Below are 16,660 nucleotides of genomic sequence, written 5' to 3'. Positions count from 1 at the left end.
TCGCTATGATTTTTTGGAATTTTGGCGACTTACATATGCCTCTGTGGCCGTGGTCATTTGACCCCTGAAAATGCATGGGATCAGAGGCAAAAAACGGCCTCTGTCCATGTTCTAGCCGTTCCCTAAGAGCCAAATCGCAATAGTTATTCCCTAGGGGGCACCCCGCTTGCACCAAGGCAGCTTGAGTAAAATTAACTTAGGAGTCTTTATGAACAAATTCTTGCTTACAATCGTATCTCTTGTGGCTAATCAATCTGCGTTCGCAGGCGATGTTAACGACTACATTAGAGAGATTTATAGAATCGAGGCCCGAGTTAAGATTTCTGTTACTGTTCAATACCAGTGCGCAGGCCAAGGGGAAGAAGCAGGCCGCGTCGGTTTCATTGCTTTTGATAAGAGCAAACCTTACCTTAATTTGAACAATGTTAACGACAGAACGAACTGGGCAAAAAACGGTGGCCGCAACGACCTTACAACCGGTAAGTTAGTTCCTGCAGCTCCAGCTAGACAGCCTCATACTGCCGAAGATTTGAAAGTATGGGATTTGTTGCCTGAAACAATCAAAGGTGTCCGCACTGTTGGTACCGAAAATACTCAAGACATGGTTTTGACTTTTGACCAAGCTACAACAAGCACAATTGAAAACGGTCAAACATTTGCGAATGAGCAAGTTGAAGAGATTAAAACTATGGGAACTTTGGTGACTGTGGATCACACGACAGGTCAAACCCAAGAGCAACGTTGCAATGTGATTATTCAAAAATGTGACGGTGTAAACTGTGTCACACGCGTAATTCTGCAAAACTACCACAGGCCGTTCTCAATGAACTCTATCAATAAGTAATTTTTAGTAGATACATAAAATGCAAAAAGCCTGGTTTAAACACCAGGCTTTTTTTTCGGGGCTAGCTTAGTCCGCTGTGAATACTGCGGTCGGTACAGCAATTGTCCGGACAGTCTGCGAGACCCTGATTTCATCTAAAGAACCGGTATACCAAATAGCGGACCCAGTGCCCGTTGTGACTCCTTTACCAAGAGCCATCGCAGCGGTCGAAGCAAATAAAGTGCTTGTGCCAACACTTCCACTTGTAACTTTCGCTGTGGCCGAATTGAAATAAATTTTCGTCTGTCCTTTATTCCATGTTACCGCGAAGTAATACCAAGTCGCTGTCGACATCGTTTGATTAGAAGTAGAAACCGTTGTGGATGTTGTTCCATTCTGGCTAGACACAAAATCAATGACATATCTGGATGAAGTGGCCTTTCGCAAACGAACTTCCCAACCAAGATTTGGTGACGCCGCACTTTTAGAAATCAAAGTGATATATTGACCTGTCGTTGAAATACTCGATGACAACTTAAAGAACCCTTCGACCGTCATAGTACTCGCAGCATTATTTAAAACATACGTACTAGGTGTCGAAGCATAGACACTTGAAGCAAACTTAAGTGCGCTTGTCGAAAACTTACCACTTGCATCGGCCGTCGGCGTCCCTGTCGGCGTCAACACATGGTTTACGATTGCATTTTGAGTAAATAGACTTGAATCCACATAAGGACTTGCACTATCCAAGTGACATAATGCTAAAGCGTTATAAGCAGCTTGCAGCCAAGTATAAGATTGTACTACGCTGACATTGCCCGCCTGATCTATAGCGCGCACATAAAAGGTATGACTACCGTTCGTCACCGACGCATAATTTGTTGGCGAAGTGCACGTCGCATAACTTGCCGAATCTAGTTTACATTCGAATCCTGAGCCCGCCTCATTGCTAGTATAGGTAAACGAAGCACCCACACTGATATTAGGATTGCTTGGCGAAGCACTGATCGTTGCTGTTGGCGCAACAGTATCCCTTGTCCATTGCAAGAGAGCCGCTGAAGAATCCACAGTATTGAAAGTCTGTTTCAACGAGAAATTGCGAACAGCATCTGTCGTCACAGCAAGGACGTAGCTGAAGCTGCCTCCAGCACAGGTCTGAGTCAGAGAATTGCTCGGCGTCGTGACTTCGGATGCCGAAACATCGCCTGACAAGGTGACGAGATAACCGGTATTGCAAACGCCCGAGATAATAAACGAACTTGCATTCGAAATGACCGTGGCGAGACTTGGATTGGTAATTTGTGGTGGTGGCACTGAATTACTGTCGCGGATCCACTGGAATGTCTTATTAGGTGAAGTGTTTCCCGCGGTGTCCACTTGGTATAAAGTAAAGTTATAGGTCGCATCCACGGACTTCGTCACTGTGAAGCTGTATGATCCATCCCCAGCACATACCGTATTTTGCGTATCACTTCCAGTAAGGTAAACGGTTGCATTAGGCTCGCAACCACCCACAAGATTTAAATCTCCAGGAGCCGTAAATGGGTTGCTTGCAGGATTTGTGATTGTCAGCATACTCGGAGCAGATCTATCGAGAGTCCACTCTATATCTGCAGTCGCAGAAGTCGTGCCAGCATTTGGGTTGTCTTGAGTGAAAGAAAAGTTGTAAACATCATCCACCGTTTTTTGCAGAGTGAAACTTACCGGGCTTGAATTACAAACTTGGGACAAAGATCCCGCAGGAGAAACCATCTCTGAAACATCGACGTCCCCCGAAATACTTACTTCGGCCTTTGACGGACTCAGAGAAGAATCACAAGTTACTTCAATAACTAAAGTCGCTTGATTTGACGTATGGGGATTAGCTGCCGGTGTAACGATGACTGGCGTGAATGGAACAGATGTGTCGCGGATCCATTGGAAATTCATACTTGCTGAGGCATTACCTGCTAAATCCGTTTGTACGAGCGTAAAATTATAAGTGGCGTCCACAGACTTCGAAAGGCTCAGAGAAAACTGCCCAAGAGCAGAACAGGTTGTAGAGCCGCTGGCATCCCCTGTCATCGCAATAGCTGCATTCACTTCGCAACTTCCAGAGAGGGTAATATTCGTATCACCAGATGCAAATGGATTTGCCGCCGGTGAAGTCAGCGCTAATGCTGCTGGGGCGATCGTATCACGAATCCAATTTGCGGATGCCGCGCCTGAAACATTGTTCGCAGCATCCTTCTGAGTAACTAGGAAGTGATAGTTGCCATCAACGGCCTTATTGACCGTAAAACTATAGCTGCTAGAGACACACGCTACGGAATTTGTCGCATCACCCGCAAGCAGTACAGTAGCTCCGCTTTCACAAGCACCCGAAATTGTCAGTGAATTGCCATTGCTGTATTTTGGGTTCGTGCTTGGAGTTGTGACTGTTGGCGCGATAGGTGCCACCGTGTCACGGACCCAGCGAACATTGGCCGCCGCCGAATATATATTGGATGCAGATTTCTGTTTAAGAGCAAAATCATAAGTTCCATCCGTCGACTTAGAAACATTAAAACTATAAGCACTGCCGACACAAGACGTAGTCGCAGAAGATCCGCCAGACATCTCGACGGTGTTGCCTGTATCACAAGTTCCTGAAATCGTTAATGCACTTAAATTGGAATAGTAAATCGCTACACTTGGTGAATCAATTGTAGGCGCATTCGGAATTGCTGAATTGCGTATCCATGTAAAGGACTCATTCGCGGAAGCGTTTCCTGCCGCGTCTGTCTGTACTAGCGTGTAATTATAAGTTCCATCGACAGACTTTGTTACCGGGAAAGAATAACTAGACGAGGCACAAGTAGCTGATAGAGTATCAGCCCCGCTGAGTGCAACAAGAGCGCCGTTTTCACAAGTCCCGGCAATAGTGATATTTGAATCAGAAGATGTGTAAGGGTTGCTTCCCGGAGTGACAACAGTCACCTTCGCTGGAGCGACCGTGTCTCGTTGCCAAGTGAAAGACGCTGTCGCTGACAAGTTTCCTGCTAAATCTGTCTGAGCAATACTGAAATTGAAATTACCATCACTGCTTTTAGAAACCGTGAGTGAATAACTATTCAATGCACAAGTCGTAGAAGCTGTCGCATCACCTGAAAGGGCAACAGTCGCCTGACTTTCACAGCCTCCGGTGATTGTCACACTTGAGGTGTTAGAAATATAAGGGCTTGTGGGACTTACAATCGTAGGAACTGCAGGAGGTGTAGCATCGCGAACCCAGCTTAAAGCAACCGGTGAGGTAGAGTTTCCCGCAAGATCCGTCTGCAAAACGTTGAAGCTATAGTTGCCGTCTGTACTTTTGCTAATATTGATCGAGAAAGCTCCACTCGTACAACTGCCGGAAGCGGTCGCACTGCCCGAAACAGAAACCGTCGCACCCGTTTCGCAGGAACCAGCCAAGGTCATAGTACTGCCCGAGCTAATAAATGGATTAGTAGCAGGACTTGTAAAACCTAAAGCTGCTGGAGCCACGGTGTCACGAATCCAAGCGACTGAAGCTGATGCCGAAGAAATATTGGAAAGACTCTTTTGTAAGATCGAATAGTTATAAGTGCCATCGCTACTTGCGCTCACTGAGAAGCTAAACGCCGATGAAGCACAAGTCATCGAGTTGCCGCCGTCCCCCGAAAGCCAGACCGTATAGCCCGTTGTGCACGAACCTGAAATCGTCAATGAACTGCCATTAGAGTAATGAGGACTCAGTGCCGGCGACACAATCACCGGAGTTGTCGGAATAGAAGTTTCACGAGTCCACGAGAACGCACTTACTGGCGAAGTGTTATTAGCCGCATCTTTTTGAGTCAGAGAGAAGTTATAAGTTCCATCCACAGATTTTGAAACCGCAAAGCTATAGGCACTTGCCGCACAAGCCACTGTATCTGTATGGCCACCTGAAATAGAAACCATCGCCCCTGTTTCACACGCACCAGAAATAGTGACGTTTGTATCAGCCGAAATATAAGGATTTGTGGCTGGTGCAGTCACTGTTGGTGCAGCAGGTGCAACGCTGTCACGATTCCATTGGAAAGCGGCGCTTGCCGAAGCATTTCCCGCAGGATCTGTTTGAACTAATGTAAAATTGAAAGTGCCATCGCTGGACTTAGTTATAGAGAAACTAAAAGCCGCAGCTGCACATACCTGAGATGAAGTTGCATCACCAGCCAACTGTACGTTTGCACCCGTTTCGCAAGAACCGCTCAAGGTCACAGAACTGCCATTCGAAATTAGAGGATTATTACCAGGAGATGTGATGACCGGAGCGCTTGGAGCCACCGTATCGCGCACCCATGTAAGCGCCACCGAAGCCGAGTTTGGAACTCCTGCCATGGACTGAGAAACTGCCAAATTCCAAGTTCCATCAGTACTCTTTGCAACACTCAGAGAAAAACTTCCGGAAGCACAACTTGCAGAACTTGTGGCGTCGCCACTAACTGTGACAGTCGCCCCATTCTGGCAGCTTCCAGAAATCGCAAGAGACGAACTATTTGAAACAACGGTTGAAGTACTTGGATTTGTGATCACGACAGCTGGCAATGGTATCGGTGAAGGTGAGGCTGTTGGTGTAGGAGTTGGCGTGACTTCAGGAACAGCAGGCGCCATTTCAGACGACTGCTTCGGAGCCTTTCCGCCCTTTTTTCCATCACAAGCTGTGAGGGAAAGTATTAAAGGTATGAGTAAAACAATTACTATCCGCAAACCAACCTCTAAATAAATAGTTATCCTTTTACCTATCGGGTGATTTCAGTGTTCAGAAAGTGATTTCAAACGCTTCTTTTGAAACTTGAAGCGCGCTTGAAATTGGGTTCGATTATTTCCAGAAGTTACTATAGATCAGGCCTAGGCTATACCGAACGTTACGCACATTTGGCTCGAGCACCTGGTTATTTGATTTATTGAACGTATCGACACCACCATCGACGTAAATTCCCAGCCTTTTTCGAATGGAGCGCATGATGGTAATCGAATAACCACTTCCAGCGTATCGAACACTCTCACCATCAGAAGCTGATTGAGCAAATGTGTAGCTGGAAAGCGCCTTATATCCCAGAGAAACGCCCCACTTTTGCCCCACCCATTGCACCTCAGGTCCCACAGCTATCAAGGATCCCGAGGCATTCTGGTCATCGACGGTCGCAGGTTCAGCACTCTGCGCTTGATGAACGTAATCGACGTTTAAACCGAACTGCAGCTTTCTCCAGCGAAGCCCGCCGAAAAAAGATATGGGAATCGCATTTAAGCTTCGTTGCGGAATTGTTTCTCCGTCCCCGAACGTGGCAACGCCATAGCCTAGTTTCCCCGCGCCTACCCAGGGAGCTGCGTCGACTTTCTGCAAAGATAGAAAGGTCAAAACAATGATGAGGATCTTAGAAAAAAAAGACGTCACTTCATAAAACTATCACGAAAGCACACGAGCAGATGTCTAGAACGCGCTTTATCCAAGACTCGACGATGTCAGAAAATGCTCAAACTTTGAATATACAAGATTGAACGCAGCTTTGCTTGGCCGCTAAATCTGCGCTTTTCAATACATGTTGTGGCTATGTACCTAGTGAATTTAAGGCTCAATGGTCGCCTCTTCAACAGGATCTTTACATCTCAGACTGTGATATTTTAAGGACGATTTTAGGTGTCAGGCCCTGTTTACGGAAGCGTTGCTGCATGAAACACGGCCTGGCACTTTAATTTAGTCCTCGCTATCCATTGCATGAAGAGCAGAAGCTGTGGGCTTAAGTGCAAAATAAAGAACAGCAATACAGATCAAGATGATTCCGGCCGTAAAAAGCTCTGGCCCCTTGGCTGATAAGAGCATACTAGCGCACACCAGAATTCCCAAGACAGGAATAATGGTAGGCACTTCAAACTGACCTTTAGGTTCATTTTTTCGATGCTTCAGCACGATGAGCGCACTGTTCACAACAATAAAGCAAACCAAAAGCAGAACACTGGTGGATTTCGCCAGCGAAGAAATATCACCCGAGAGAGCCAGCATCAGTAAAATAACAAACAGCACTCCAGCAGCCACATAAGGGGTACGACGTTTCACATGCACCTTCGAGAGTGGCTTTGGCAAAAGTCCTTGCTTGGACATTCCATACACCAAGCGTGAACCCATGATGAAATTTAGCAAAGCTGTATTAGAAACAGCAAACATCGCGATGATTGAATACAGCGAAGATGGGAACCAAGGAGCCGACCGGCGCACCACTTCCACCAAAGGCTCACTTGAAGTCGCAAGTTCCTGTGCGGGAACTGCCGAAACTGCAATGATACTGATGAGCATATAAATGACTGAGGAAATGGAAATAGCCAAAATTAAACCCAGAGGTAAATTGCGCTTTGGATTTTTCACTTCTTCGGCCACATTGAGCATATCTTCAAAGCCAATAAAGGAATAAAAAGTCAGCACCGCTCCTGTAAGAACCAATGCAGGTCCTACTTCGCCCAAAGGATTTGCAACGGTCACTGTATTTAGATAATCCACCGAACCGATATACCGAGCTCCAAAAATAATGATGATAGCAAGGCCAGAGAGTTCTATGAGTGTACAAACGGCGTTAGCCCACATGGACTCGCGAATTCCTCGCATCACGATGAGCGCAAGCACCAGCGCAAAGCCCACAATGATCATCTCAATGGGAACTTCACCTCCTAAAAGTCCCAGAAAATATCCCGAAAAAACCCGTGTCGCGGTCGCCATCGACGTGAGGCCTGACGCTAACACCGCCAAACCAATGCCGTAAGCCAGCCACGCTTTGTTGTAGGCACGGAGAGTGATGTAAGATGCGCCCCCGGCTTTGGGATAACGAGAACCCAACGAGGCATAAGAAAGACCGGTGAGACCCGCTGCAATCATGCTAGTTAAGAAAGCTAGCCAAACCGCATTTCCCATCTGACCAGCGGCCTTACCGACTAAGCCATAAACGCCAGCGCCGAGAATATCCCCGACGCCATACAAAGTGAGAGCCACAAGCCCAATATGTCTACTCAGGGAATTTGAAGATTCACTCATGAAAGAATTTTTATTGAGTCAGTCCATTTGGTCAAACCAAATTCACAGCAGCCCGCTCCAATACCGGTGGAAGTTTTTGTCAAATCATCTCCATAGTGAAGACAACATCCTCATTGAAACAAGCTTCGCTGGCGACTACCATTAAGTGCTTAACTTGGACTCAATATCTATAAGGAAGAGCCATGGCGAAAAAGTCATCCTCACAAAAAAACTCTCAGATTCAGTATTTCTTAGAAGACCTGCGTTTTCTAAGCGGCCTTCCTGTCTCTAAAAAATATCAAAGACTGACGCTTGATGAATACCCGCTGGACGGTCAATTGTTGACAGCCAGCTCATTGTATCAGCAAAGCCGAAAACTGTATCTTTCTCTGGGAGGCGAATTTACGCCAAAGGTATGTTCGACGATGCGTTCCCTGAGCGCACAGGATCTATTCAAGGACGAAATTGAATTTACTCCTTCGTGGTCAGAGATTCTTTGGTTTCAAGATCACTCTCACGAATTGGTAGACCCCGAGAAAGAACTCGAAGCTTTGGGTCGATTCAATGAGATCTCTCTTTATCATGAACAGAATCATCGTGTAATTTGGCGCTTGCTACCGAAGGCCCCCAAAGAGCAGAGCGATTTTTGTCGTTATTTGAATTTTGCAGAAAGCCTGGTTGTGACGTTGGATCTTGCACTGGGAGATCAGCTTGGCAGAAAAACGTCTCCGATTTTTGAAGACATGAAGGTGATATATCGCTCGGGCGGCCAGGATACTTGGCATAAGAAACCCAAAGCCGTCTATCGTCAGTATTTATTGGCTATTGTCTGCGCCACCTATTGCATTCTTGAGTGGGTAAATTCCGAAGATGTTTTAAAAGTGGTCGACTATGTTTTCCCGGGACAAAAGAAAATGAACAAAGATGCGACCAAACGCAGTCTGGAAATCAGCGAGCTATTCACCCGCATTACCAATCCTCAATGGCAAGAGCGCTATTGGAAGGAAGCCCAAGCCAAGCTTAAAAAAGTGAATGGAAAGTCAGAAGAAGACACGTTGTATATGGTGGAAGACCCACTTGATATGGAAGCAGAATTCTATTTCGCGCACCGGGTGTTTGATTATTTCGGACTTTAGGTGCCAGGCCCTGTTTACGGATGCGCTGTTGCATGAAACACGGCCTGGCACTTTTCTGATGAACAGGCGTTCAGAAATTTCAAAACACCGAGAGAAAATTCACGCAAAACACCTGTCAAAGGCTATTTCATATATTCACAATCCGGACGTTTTCCAACGCAAAGCTTCGCGGATAGGAAAAAGGGTTAAAAACCTATTTTGTCCAAGACACTAGGCGATCCGACAAGAAGTAATAATAGCGGAGGTTGGATTGCCGGACGCTACCATAGGTCCAAACATCATACTCGCTACCTGCAAATTGAGTTTGTTGACGATATTCTGGGTCGCCAATCACGAACTGAAATTGTTCTCGTTGCATCGATTTCCATGTTTGGCCTGCGCAAACTCTCTCCTGCTCGCTGGCGATTTTGCGGCCCACACTGGACAAAATCAATTCCTTGGCAAAATATTGCTCAAGCAAAAGTACCTTATTTTGTTCAGTGAGGGTGAAAGCTTTCCGATTAATCCCAACAATTGAAAAGGTCTGCCCGTTCTGCTTGGCGTGGATTGAAATGGTTTTTCCGCTTTGATAAAGACCGGTGATTTCAATCGGCAAACATCGTTGAAAGGATTTTTCTTGGTTACTGTCTGCAAACATTGGTGGCCGGGTTAAAAACCCTTGCATGCCAACGTAGTTATGATTTTGAGGAGTATTTTGAGATGCATTCTTAGCTTTTAACTTCGTTTTTTTGGTTGGGGCTTTTTCAACGACAGGTTGGGGCTCTATATAGACTTTATTCTCGGGTGTGATTTCCGCTGGTTGCACCGCAATTTCCGGAGTCTTTAAGGCGGTGGTACAGCCCGAAAGAAACACCAATGCGAGCGCCAGATACCGCACTTCCATAGCATGCCTCCAATGCACTTAAATAATAAAATGCAAAGTGCGTACCGACCGACCCCTCTGCTTTGCCACCTGTTTTTGAACTGGCACGAGTATCAATGTCGAACTTGAGGCATTTGGCTATTCTCTAAACAGACGTGTCTATAGATTAACCATCTCCAATTTATGGTTCTCCCGGATTGGATATGGAAAATATATGAGAATACCTGCCTTTAAAAGTAAGCAGCATGTCACTTTCATACGGTTTTACGTTTTAGTAAAACCCCGTAGTCTAGTTCTTTAAAAAAATATTTTTGCCAAACTTGACAGTTTTCCATGCGAACTCATTTTTGAGTTGTGGATGATTTTCCTGTTTCAGCTTTCACCTAAGAAAGGGGGACGTTTTATGAAGACACAGTTCGAAAAATTAAGGATCCCACTCTTGGCGTTGCCGCCTCCAATCTAAAATTTCACCTTTAAAATTTAGCATCATCTGAGGCCCACAAAATGGGTCGAGGCTCTACTCATTTCAAAAAAGGAGGATTCTATGCTTAAAGACGAAGTATCAGTACAATTTCAGGGGTTTCATCCCAGTGAATTTACACGCTCTCACGTAGATTTAGTGATGAGCGAGCTTCAAGACGAAGCTCCTTCCAATGCGACACTAAAAGGAGTTTTTTCGCGCAAAGATCATACTTTCAAAGCTGTAGTGAGCATTCATTCTTTTGCCGGAAAATTCTTCGCTAGCGCATCGGGAACTAAATTAAAAGACGTCACTGATCAGATTTTACAACAGCTCCGTAGAAAACTCGGACAGTGGAAATCTGACAGATATAAAAAACATGAAGTAAAAGAACAAAACTTAACCATACGGGAGGTAGATTATGACACAGATTTCGTGGCGTAATATTTTAAACAATCTGTTTGTTGCAGCTGCCTTGTCCGCCATTATTTCGGTGGCAGCTGGTGCAACAGTTTCGTTTTGATAAAAATCAAATTGGACATGACCTTGCCAAAATTATTTTTGAATAAACTTTTAAACTTAGAAAACTACTTTAAACCTTAAGGAGGTATGAAATGAGAACAACATTGTTAACCCCATATTTCACTAACAGAGCTCTTACTTCAACACTCTGGAATGAAATGGATCGCTTTTTCGATGGCTTTAACTCTTTGCCAACTTCCCAAGTTGCTTATGATGAGAGAGCCTTTAGCCCTCAATGCGATATCACTGAAACTGAAGACCACTATTTAATGAGTGTGGATCTTCCGGGCTTGAAAAAAGATGATATTAAAATTGATGTCGTTAATAACTTGCTGACGGTTTCAGGCGAGCGCAAAAACCAAGGTCTTGGTGAAAAATCAGAGCGCTATCAACGTTATGAAAGAAATTATGGATTTTTTAAACGCAGCTTCACTCTGCCAACTTCGATTGAATCGCAAAAAGTCGAAGCTAGATATGAAGACGGCGTTCTAGAAATTTACTTGCCTAAAACACCTACCTCAAAACCTCGCCACATCGAAGTCCAATCTGGAAAAGGCGGAGTTTTTGAAAGACTCTTAGGATCTAAGAAAGACACGCAGGATACTCAATAAGTGAAACTCTCCTAAGAGACTTTCCCTCGATTCCCTCGTGGTCCCTGTGGCCACGAGGGTTCTCTATTGACCTTTGGCACAAGCAAAACAACAACCCCAACAAGGGCCGGGACTAGAGCTTCCAGCTACCAATCGCCCAGACGGACGACTTCGGTCTGAAGATCCACATTGCGAATTTGTTTTATGGTGTTTCTGACGTGTTCGATGATTTGCCACATGTCGGTGGCTTTTGCTTCACCAAGATTAACGATGAAGTTTGCGTGTTTCAAAGAAACTTGTGCGCCACCAACCGTATAGCCTTTAAGACCCGCACCATCGATAAGTTGTGCTGCTTTATGACCTGTTGGATTTCTGAATACAGAACCACAGCTTGGCATATCCAAAGGTTGTTTTGAAAGACGTACTTTATTCGCACTACGAACTTGATCCAAGATGGTCGTATCGACTTGAACTGGCCAACTAATTCCCACGCGCACGATCACGCCTGGTTGCCAGCCTTTCGAGTGACGGTATTCCCAGTGGATTTGTTCTTTGGTAAATCTCTGTATCGTGAATTGGCCGTTGCTTTCTAAGCGCAGCACTTCAACCCAATCCGTGATCTCAACGAACTCACGCGGTTGGAATGCTTCAGCAACGCCAGCGTTCATAACTACGCCGCCACCGATATCACCTGGCAAACCTGCCAAGAACAATGCCGGTGCGAGTTTTTGTTTTAAGAATATTTTTAGAAGTTCCGATTTCGCCGTCCCAGCCATCGCTGTAACGACGAGCCGACCATTTTCTTCTTTGCTCTCCACACCCGAGAAACGGCGTAGACAAACCACCAAGCCACGAACACCTTTATCAGAAATGAGGACATTGGTACCTCCACCGAAGATAGTCACAGGTTGCTTACTATTTTGCGCCCAAAGAAGTGCCTCTTTCACATCTTCAATAGTTTCGGGTAGGCAGAAATATTCTGCCGGGCCCCCGACCAACCATGATGTGTATTCAGCTAAAGCGACGTTCTGTTTAATTTCCATTATAGTTTGCTTAAAACCTCAAGACCCAATTTCCAGCCATCCCCTGCGCCCAAAGTGATAAAGACATCACCAGACTGCAAGCGGCCCAAGATCTTGTCAGAAGATTGCGGATCACGAATAAAGTATTCTGCTTTTTCGTGCTTAATTTCTTCAACCAGTTTTTCCGAGTGGACACCTGGAATTGGCACTTCACCCGCAGCATAGATATCTGTCACCAAAAGTTCATCGGCTTGTTGGAAGCAAGTCGTGAAATCATGCCAGCAATGCTGAGTACGAGAATATCGATGCGGCTGGAAGAATACCACTAAGCGGTTTTGTGGATACTTCTCGCGGAAAGCTTGAAGAACCGCGCGCACCTCTGTCGGATGATGACCGTAATCATCATAGACACGAATGCCATTCTTTTCGCCTTTGAAATGGAAGCGACGATCCACCCCTTCAAAGCGCTGAAGACCACGCGCACAAGTCGCAAAATCAACACCGGCATGCATCCCTGCCAAGATCGCAGCTGTTGCGTTCAAAGCATTGTGACGGCCAGGAACTTTCAATTGGAAGTCCCCGATTTTAGTTTTTGCGCCAGTCTTATAATCACGACGAAGCAAGGTGTACTTACCTTGCTCACCTTGCAAGATGATGTCGTTCTTCTCATCAAAGCCATAGAACAGAGCGCGCTTCGGGAAATTTTCAAAAAGGGTGTGCACTTTTGGGTCATCACCGCAAATCACGTTCATGCCATAGAATGGAACTCTGAGCGCAAATTCATAGAAATTTTTTTGAAGGTTGTCGAAAGTTTTAAAATGATCCAAGTGATCCGAGTCAATATTTGTAATGATCGAGATCTCGGGACTCAACTTGTGAAAACTGCCATCACTTTCATCGGCTTCCGCCACCAACCACTCACCATTACCTAGAAGAGCCGTTGATTTGATCAACTCAAAACGTCCACCAACAACAATCGTTGGCTTCAGATCCGCCTCAAGAAAGATTGCAGAGGTCATACTGGTCGTTGTGGTTTTTCCGTGTGTCCCTGCAACGGCAACTCCACGTTTAATACGCATGATTTCCGCAAGCGCTTCCGCGCGAGGAATCAATGGGATTTGCTTCGCGCGAGATTCTGCGATCTCGGGATTCGAGTACTGAATAGCACTTGAATACACAACAACGTCGGCATCGCCCACGTTGGTAGCCGCGTGCCCTTTATAAACTTTGATGCCCAATTCTTTAAGACGTTCGGTGTTTGCATTTTCCGCAAGGTCGCTGCCAGAAACGGTCGCTCCCATATTGCGAAGAAGTTCCGCCAGACCGCACATCCCGATCCCGCCAATACCCACAAAGTGAAATTTTGAATCTTGTAAACGCATAGAAATTCCTAATTCTTAGGCCCGCAAGAGGCCTTCGCTATCCCAGCAGAAGTTCGGCCATCTTTTCAGCGGCCTGAGGCTTATAGAACTTCGTCAGGTTTTTTCTCATTTCTTCCCGTAATTGGGAATTGTTTTTCAATTCTTCGATCTTCTGTATCAAAGATTCAGAGGTGAGGTCTTTCTGGAGAATCATGGCGGCAGCGTTTTGTCGGAATAGGCTCTCTGCATTTTTTCGCTGGTGATCATCTGCGGCCCAAGGAAGGGGTACAAAAATCGCCGGTTTTCCGCAGGCAGCGACTTCAGCCACGGTGCTGGCCCCAGCGCGGCAAATGATAAGGTCAGCCCACTCGTAACTTTTTTCCATCTGGTACAGATATTCGTGAGCTTCCACATCGCCTTGTCCCCGATACGCTTCAGAGACCCGTGCAAAATCGTATGCACCAGTTTGGTGAATGATCTTAGTTCCCTTCAACCACTCCCCGCCCTTCAAGACGGCCTCTTGTACAGCAATATTGATACTACGCGCACCTTGGCTTCCGCCAAACACAAGGATATGAAATTCCTGTTCGGCTTTCCCGATATCAGGACGGTTTGTTTCTTTTTTTGCTAAAGCTTCTACCTCTTTACGGAGGGGAATCCCCACCTGAGAGATAGACTCGCTTTTTAAAAATTTCGCAGCTTCTTCAAAGACGACGAAACTCTTTCCCGCAACGCGTGAGAGCCAACGGTTTGTCATTCCAGGGAATGCATTTGGTTCCCAAATTGCTGTGCGAAAACCCATAAGACTTGCAACCAACACAAAAGGTCCCGAAGCATAACCACCCACACCCAAAACGGCCTGGGGTTTTAGTTCCATAAGAAGGGCTACGGATTGAACGAAAGCCCTTGGCAAACCGATCAGGGTTTTCAATTTACTGAGGATGCCGCTCGCATTATTGAGCTTACCAATGTTGATGTGATGAAGTGGAAACCCTTCGCGCGGAATGATTTTATTTTCCAAACCTGCTGAAGTTCCAACAAAATGAATTTCGTAATCAGGGTGTTGAACTTTGATGGCACGAGCAATGGCAATACCAGGATAGATGTGACCACCGGTGCCACCACCAGCAATCACGACATTTTTCCGACTCATGATTTCTTTACCTTTGATTGATCCCATCGGGCCTTTCCAAATCTCTTTGAAAAGTCCCCCGATTCCAATGAATTTTCAACATTTAAAATTAGGCCGAAAGTAAAACACAAAACCAAAAGCGAACTGCCGCCGTAACTCAAAAACGGCAAGGTCAAACCCTTCGTTGGCAAAAGCCCCATCACAACACCGGCATTAATGAACACCGACAACGCAAAGGACAAAGTCAGTCCCAGCACCATCGCCTTCTTAAACGCGTCTTCGACTTTCACGGCGATTTGAATTCCGCGAAGCACCACGAATCCATAAAGAATCAAAATGACCAAGAAGCCAACAAAACCCATCTCTTCACCGAACACTGCCAGAGTGAAGTCCGTATGAGCTTCCGGTAAGAAGAACAACTTCCCTTGGCCTTGACCGATACCTGTTCCCGTCAATCCGCCAGAGTGGAAACTCAGCATACTTTGAATAACCTGAAACCCTTTTGAAGCCGGATCAGACCATGGATCCAAGAAAGCCAATACACGAGCACGGCGATAAGGAACTGCCATTACCAAGAAGTAAACAGCAGGAACTAGAACGATGAACGAAGCAACGATGTATCTCCAGCGCAGACCGAACGCGAATAGAAGTCCCACGCCCACCATCAGGATGATGGCAAAACTTCCAAAGTCAGGTTGCTTCAACAACATCATCAAAGGTGCTGCTATCAAAACCAAAAGCAAAGGCCACTTCATTCGCCACAAGAAATTGTCCTGACGACATACCAAGCTTGCGAACAAAAGACTGAACGCGACTTTTAAAAGCTCGCCCGGTTCGAAACGAAAACCGAAAGGCAGCTGAATCCAACGAATGGCTCCGCCAACACGCACGCCCAAACCTGGAATGAAGGTCGCCGCAATCATAAATGCAGCCCCTGCCCAGACAAGCCAGCCGTATTTTTCAATATAACGGAAAGGTATGTGAATAGTGCCAATCAAAACTGCAAACGCGAGTAGAGCAAACAGCAGTTGTTTCTTAAAGAAAAACAGACCGTCCCCATAGGACTCGATAGCAAAAATGAAACTTGAACTATAGACCTGAACAAGGCCGATGCCGATCAAGGCGATGATACTCAGGAATAAACTGCTGGAAAGATAGCGAAGCATGCGGAACTCCTCTGCTTTATTCTAAGCAAGGAGTATCCGCCTCGTCTCTGGAGACATTAAAAACTGGACCGCAGCCCGCGCGCTTACTTGTCTTCGACGATATCGTCGTCTGATGCAGGACCTGCATTGCTAGCTGGAGCTGCAGCTGAACCGCCACCAGAAGCCGCAGTAGCTGCAGGAGCTGAACCGCCACCGCTTGTTGCAGGTGCTGTTACAGCTGGACCAGTCGATTTGCGTTTACTCGAAGCTACTTTGGAAGAGTCGCCACCAGTCATTGCGCAACAGTACATGATACCGTTGGCGTCAGATGAGTTTTTGTATGGAGTTAAAGTGAATGGCTTCGTCGAATCACAACGCTTCGCCATCTGAAGATTGACCTCAACGTCGATATCAGAAAATTTATCGCCGTTGATCCATTCGCAGTAAAGACCTGCTGCTGAGGCTTGCTTTTCGCGAGTATCAAGACGGGCCTTGTAACTGCTTGAAGCACAACCAGTAATTAAAAACAGGCCCATCAATCCGAATACAGAAATAATCTTGTTCACAGCTCCCTCCGTGGCGCTTG

Annotated in this window: 13 protein-coding genes; 4 read left to right on the top strand and 9 right to left on the bottom strand. The window is 46.0% G+C overall.

All coding sequences use genetic code 11. The features are described 5' to 3' along the window. The first annotated feature begins 208 nt into the window (after nt 1-208). On the top strand, nt 209-844 hold the full coding sequence (locus tag ACLWBB_RS03360) for a hypothetical protein (RefSeq protein ID WP_413290150.1): 636 nt from the start codon (nt 209-211) through the stop codon (nt 842-844). Between the two features lie 66 nt (nt 845-910). Here ACLWBB_RS03360 and ACLWBB_RS03355 read toward each other — a convergent pair whose 3' ends face one another. From ACLWBB_RS03355 to ACLWBB_RS03345, 3 genes are all read right to left on the bottom strand, one after another. Beyond that, nucleotides 911-5,551, bottom strand: a complete 4,641-nt coding sequence (locus ACLWBB_RS03355) for an Ig-like domain-containing protein (RefSeq protein ID WP_413290149.1) — start codon at nt 5,549-5,551, stop codon at nt 911-913. Between the two features lie 112 nt (nt 5,552-5,663). Next, nucleotides 5,664-6,239: a hypothetical protein gene (locus ACLWBB_RS03350; protein WP_413290148.1), complete on the bottom strand. Its 576-nt coding sequence runs from the start codon at nt 6,237-6,239 to the stop codon at nt 5,664-5,666. Between the two features lie 300 nt (nt 6,240-6,539). Next, the gene (locus ACLWBB_RS03345) at nt 6,540-7,865 is read right to left on the bottom strand and encodes an APC family permease (protein ID WP_413290147.1); all 1,326 of its coding nucleotides are present in this window, start codon (nt 7,863-7,865) and stop codon (nt 6,540-6,542) included. A 182-nt stretch (nt 7,866-8,047) separates the two neighbouring features. On the opposite strand from ACLWBB_RS03345, the gene ACLWBB_RS03340 reads away from it, so the two are divergent. Then, entirely contained in the window at nt 8,048-8,980 is a 933-nt protein-coding gene (locus ACLWBB_RS03340) for a hypothetical protein (RefSeq protein ID WP_413290146.1), read from the top strand. A 193-nt stretch (nt 8,981-9,173) separates the two neighbouring features. On the opposite strand, the gene ACLWBB_RS03335 is transcribed toward ACLWBB_RS03340, so the two are convergent. Beyond that, entirely contained in the window at nt 9,174-9,863 is a 690-nt protein-coding gene (locus tag ACLWBB_RS03335) for a hypothetical protein (RefSeq protein WP_413290145.1), read from the bottom strand. Nucleotides 9,864-10,386: 523 nt separating this feature from the next. Between ACLWBB_RS03335 and ACLWBB_RS03330 the strand changes: the two genes are divergently transcribed. Further along, nucleotides 10,387-10,746, top strand: coding sequence for a hypothetical protein (locus ACLWBB_RS03330; protein WP_413290144.1), 360 nt, complete (start codon nt 10,387-10,389; stop codon nt 10,744-10,746). 170 nt (nt 10,747-10,916) lie between these two features. Then, entirely contained in the window at nt 10,917-11,435 is a 519-nt protein-coding gene (locus tag ACLWBB_RS03325) for an Hsp20/alpha crystallin family protein (protein WP_413290143.1), read from the top strand. 125 nt (nt 11,436-11,560) lie between these two features. Here ACLWBB_RS03325 and murB read toward each other — a convergent pair whose 3' ends face one another. The 5 genes from murB to ACLWBB_RS03300 all read right to left on the bottom strand — a co-directional run bounded on the left by murB (nt 11,561) and on the right by ACLWBB_RS03300 (nt 16,640). Next, the gene (murB, locus tag ACLWBB_RS03320; RefSeq protein WP_413290142.1) at nt 11,561-12,457 is read right to left on the bottom strand and encodes a UDP-N-acetylmuramate dehydrogenase; all 897 of its coding nucleotides are present in this window, start codon (nt 12,455-12,457) and stop codon (nt 11,561-11,563) included. Further along, nucleotides 12,457-13,818 carry a UDP-N-acetylmuramate--L-alanine ligase gene (murC, locus tag ACLWBB_RS03315; protein WP_413290141.1) on the bottom strand — a complete coding sequence of 454 codons (1,362 nt, stop codon included), beginning with the start codon at nt 13,816-13,818 and terminating at the stop codon, nt 12,457-12,459. The genes murB and murC overlap by 1 nt, the downstream gene beginning before the upstream one ends. Before the next feature lie 37 nt (nt 13,819-13,855). Beyond that, the gene (gene murG, locus ACLWBB_RS03310) at nt 13,856-14,977 is read right to left on the bottom strand and encodes an undecaprenyldiphospho-muramoylpentapeptide beta-N-acetylglucosaminyltransferase (protein WP_413290140.1); all 1,122 of its coding nucleotides are present in this window, start codon (nt 14,975-14,977) and stop codon (nt 13,856-13,858) included. Further along, nucleotides 14,947-16,095: a putative lipid II flippase FtsW gene (gene ftsW, locus ACLWBB_RS03305; RefSeq protein ID WP_413290139.1), complete on the bottom strand. Its 1,149-nt coding sequence runs from the start codon at nt 16,093-16,095 to the stop codon at nt 14,947-14,949. The genes murG and ftsW overlap by 31 nt, the downstream gene beginning before the upstream one ends. Before the next feature lie 83 nt (nt 16,096-16,178). Continuing rightward, complete coding sequence (locus ACLWBB_RS03300) at nt 16,179-16,640, bottom strand: hypothetical protein (RefSeq protein WP_413290138.1); 462 nt, start codon at nt 16,638-16,640, stop codon at nt 16,179-16,181. Between the last annotated feature and the right edge of the window lie 20 nt (nt 16,641-16,660).

Source organism: Bdellovibrio sp. HCB337, assembly GCF_047302465.1.
Lineage (GTDB): Bacteria > Bdellovibrionota > Bdellovibrionia > Bdellovibrionales > Bdellovibrionaceae > JACMRP01.
Note: the sequence above shows the minus strand (reverse complement) of the source record. Positions and strands in the feature narration are given on the sequence as shown.

Bases quoted from the DNA above. Each gene is read 5' to 3' on its own strand.
- ACLWBB_RS03360 (WP_413290150.1), top strand. From the start codon at position 209: ATGAACAAATTCTTGCTTACAATCGTATCTCTTGTGGCTAATCAATCT.
- ACLWBB_RS03345 (WP_413290147.1), bottom strand. From the start codon at position 7,865: ATGAGTGAATCTTCAAATTCCCTGAGTAGACATATTGGGCTTGTGGCT.
- ACLWBB_RS03340 (WP_413290146.1), top strand. From the start codon at position 8,048: ATGGCGAAAAAGTCATCCTCACAAAAAAACTCTCAGATTCAGTATTTC.
- ACLWBB_RS03335 (WP_413290145.1), bottom strand. From the start codon at position 9,863: ATGGAAGTGCGGTATCTGGCGCTCGCATTGGTGTTTCTTTCGGGCTGT.
- ACLWBB_RS03330 (WP_413290144.1), top strand. From the start codon at position 10,387: ATGCTTAAAGACGAAGTATCAGTACAATTTCAGGGGTTTCATCCCAGT.
- ACLWBB_RS03325 (WP_413290143.1), top strand. From the start codon at position 10,917: ATGAGAACAACATTGTTAACCCCATATTTCACTAACAGAGCTCTTACT.
- murB (WP_413290142.1), bottom strand. From the start codon at position 12,457: ATGGAAATTAAACAGAACGTCGCTTTAGCTGAATACACATCATGGTTG.
- murC (WP_413290141.1), bottom strand. From the start codon at position 13,818: ATGCGTTTACAAGATTCAAAATTTCACTTTGTGGGTATTGGCGGGATC.
- murG (WP_413290140.1), bottom strand. From the start codon at position 14,977: ATGGGATCAATCAAAGGTAAAGAAATCATGAGTCGGAAAAATGTCGTG.
- ftsW (WP_413290139.1), bottom strand. From the start codon at position 16,095: ATGCTTCGCTATCTTTCCAGCAGTTTATTCCTGAGTATCATCGCCTTG.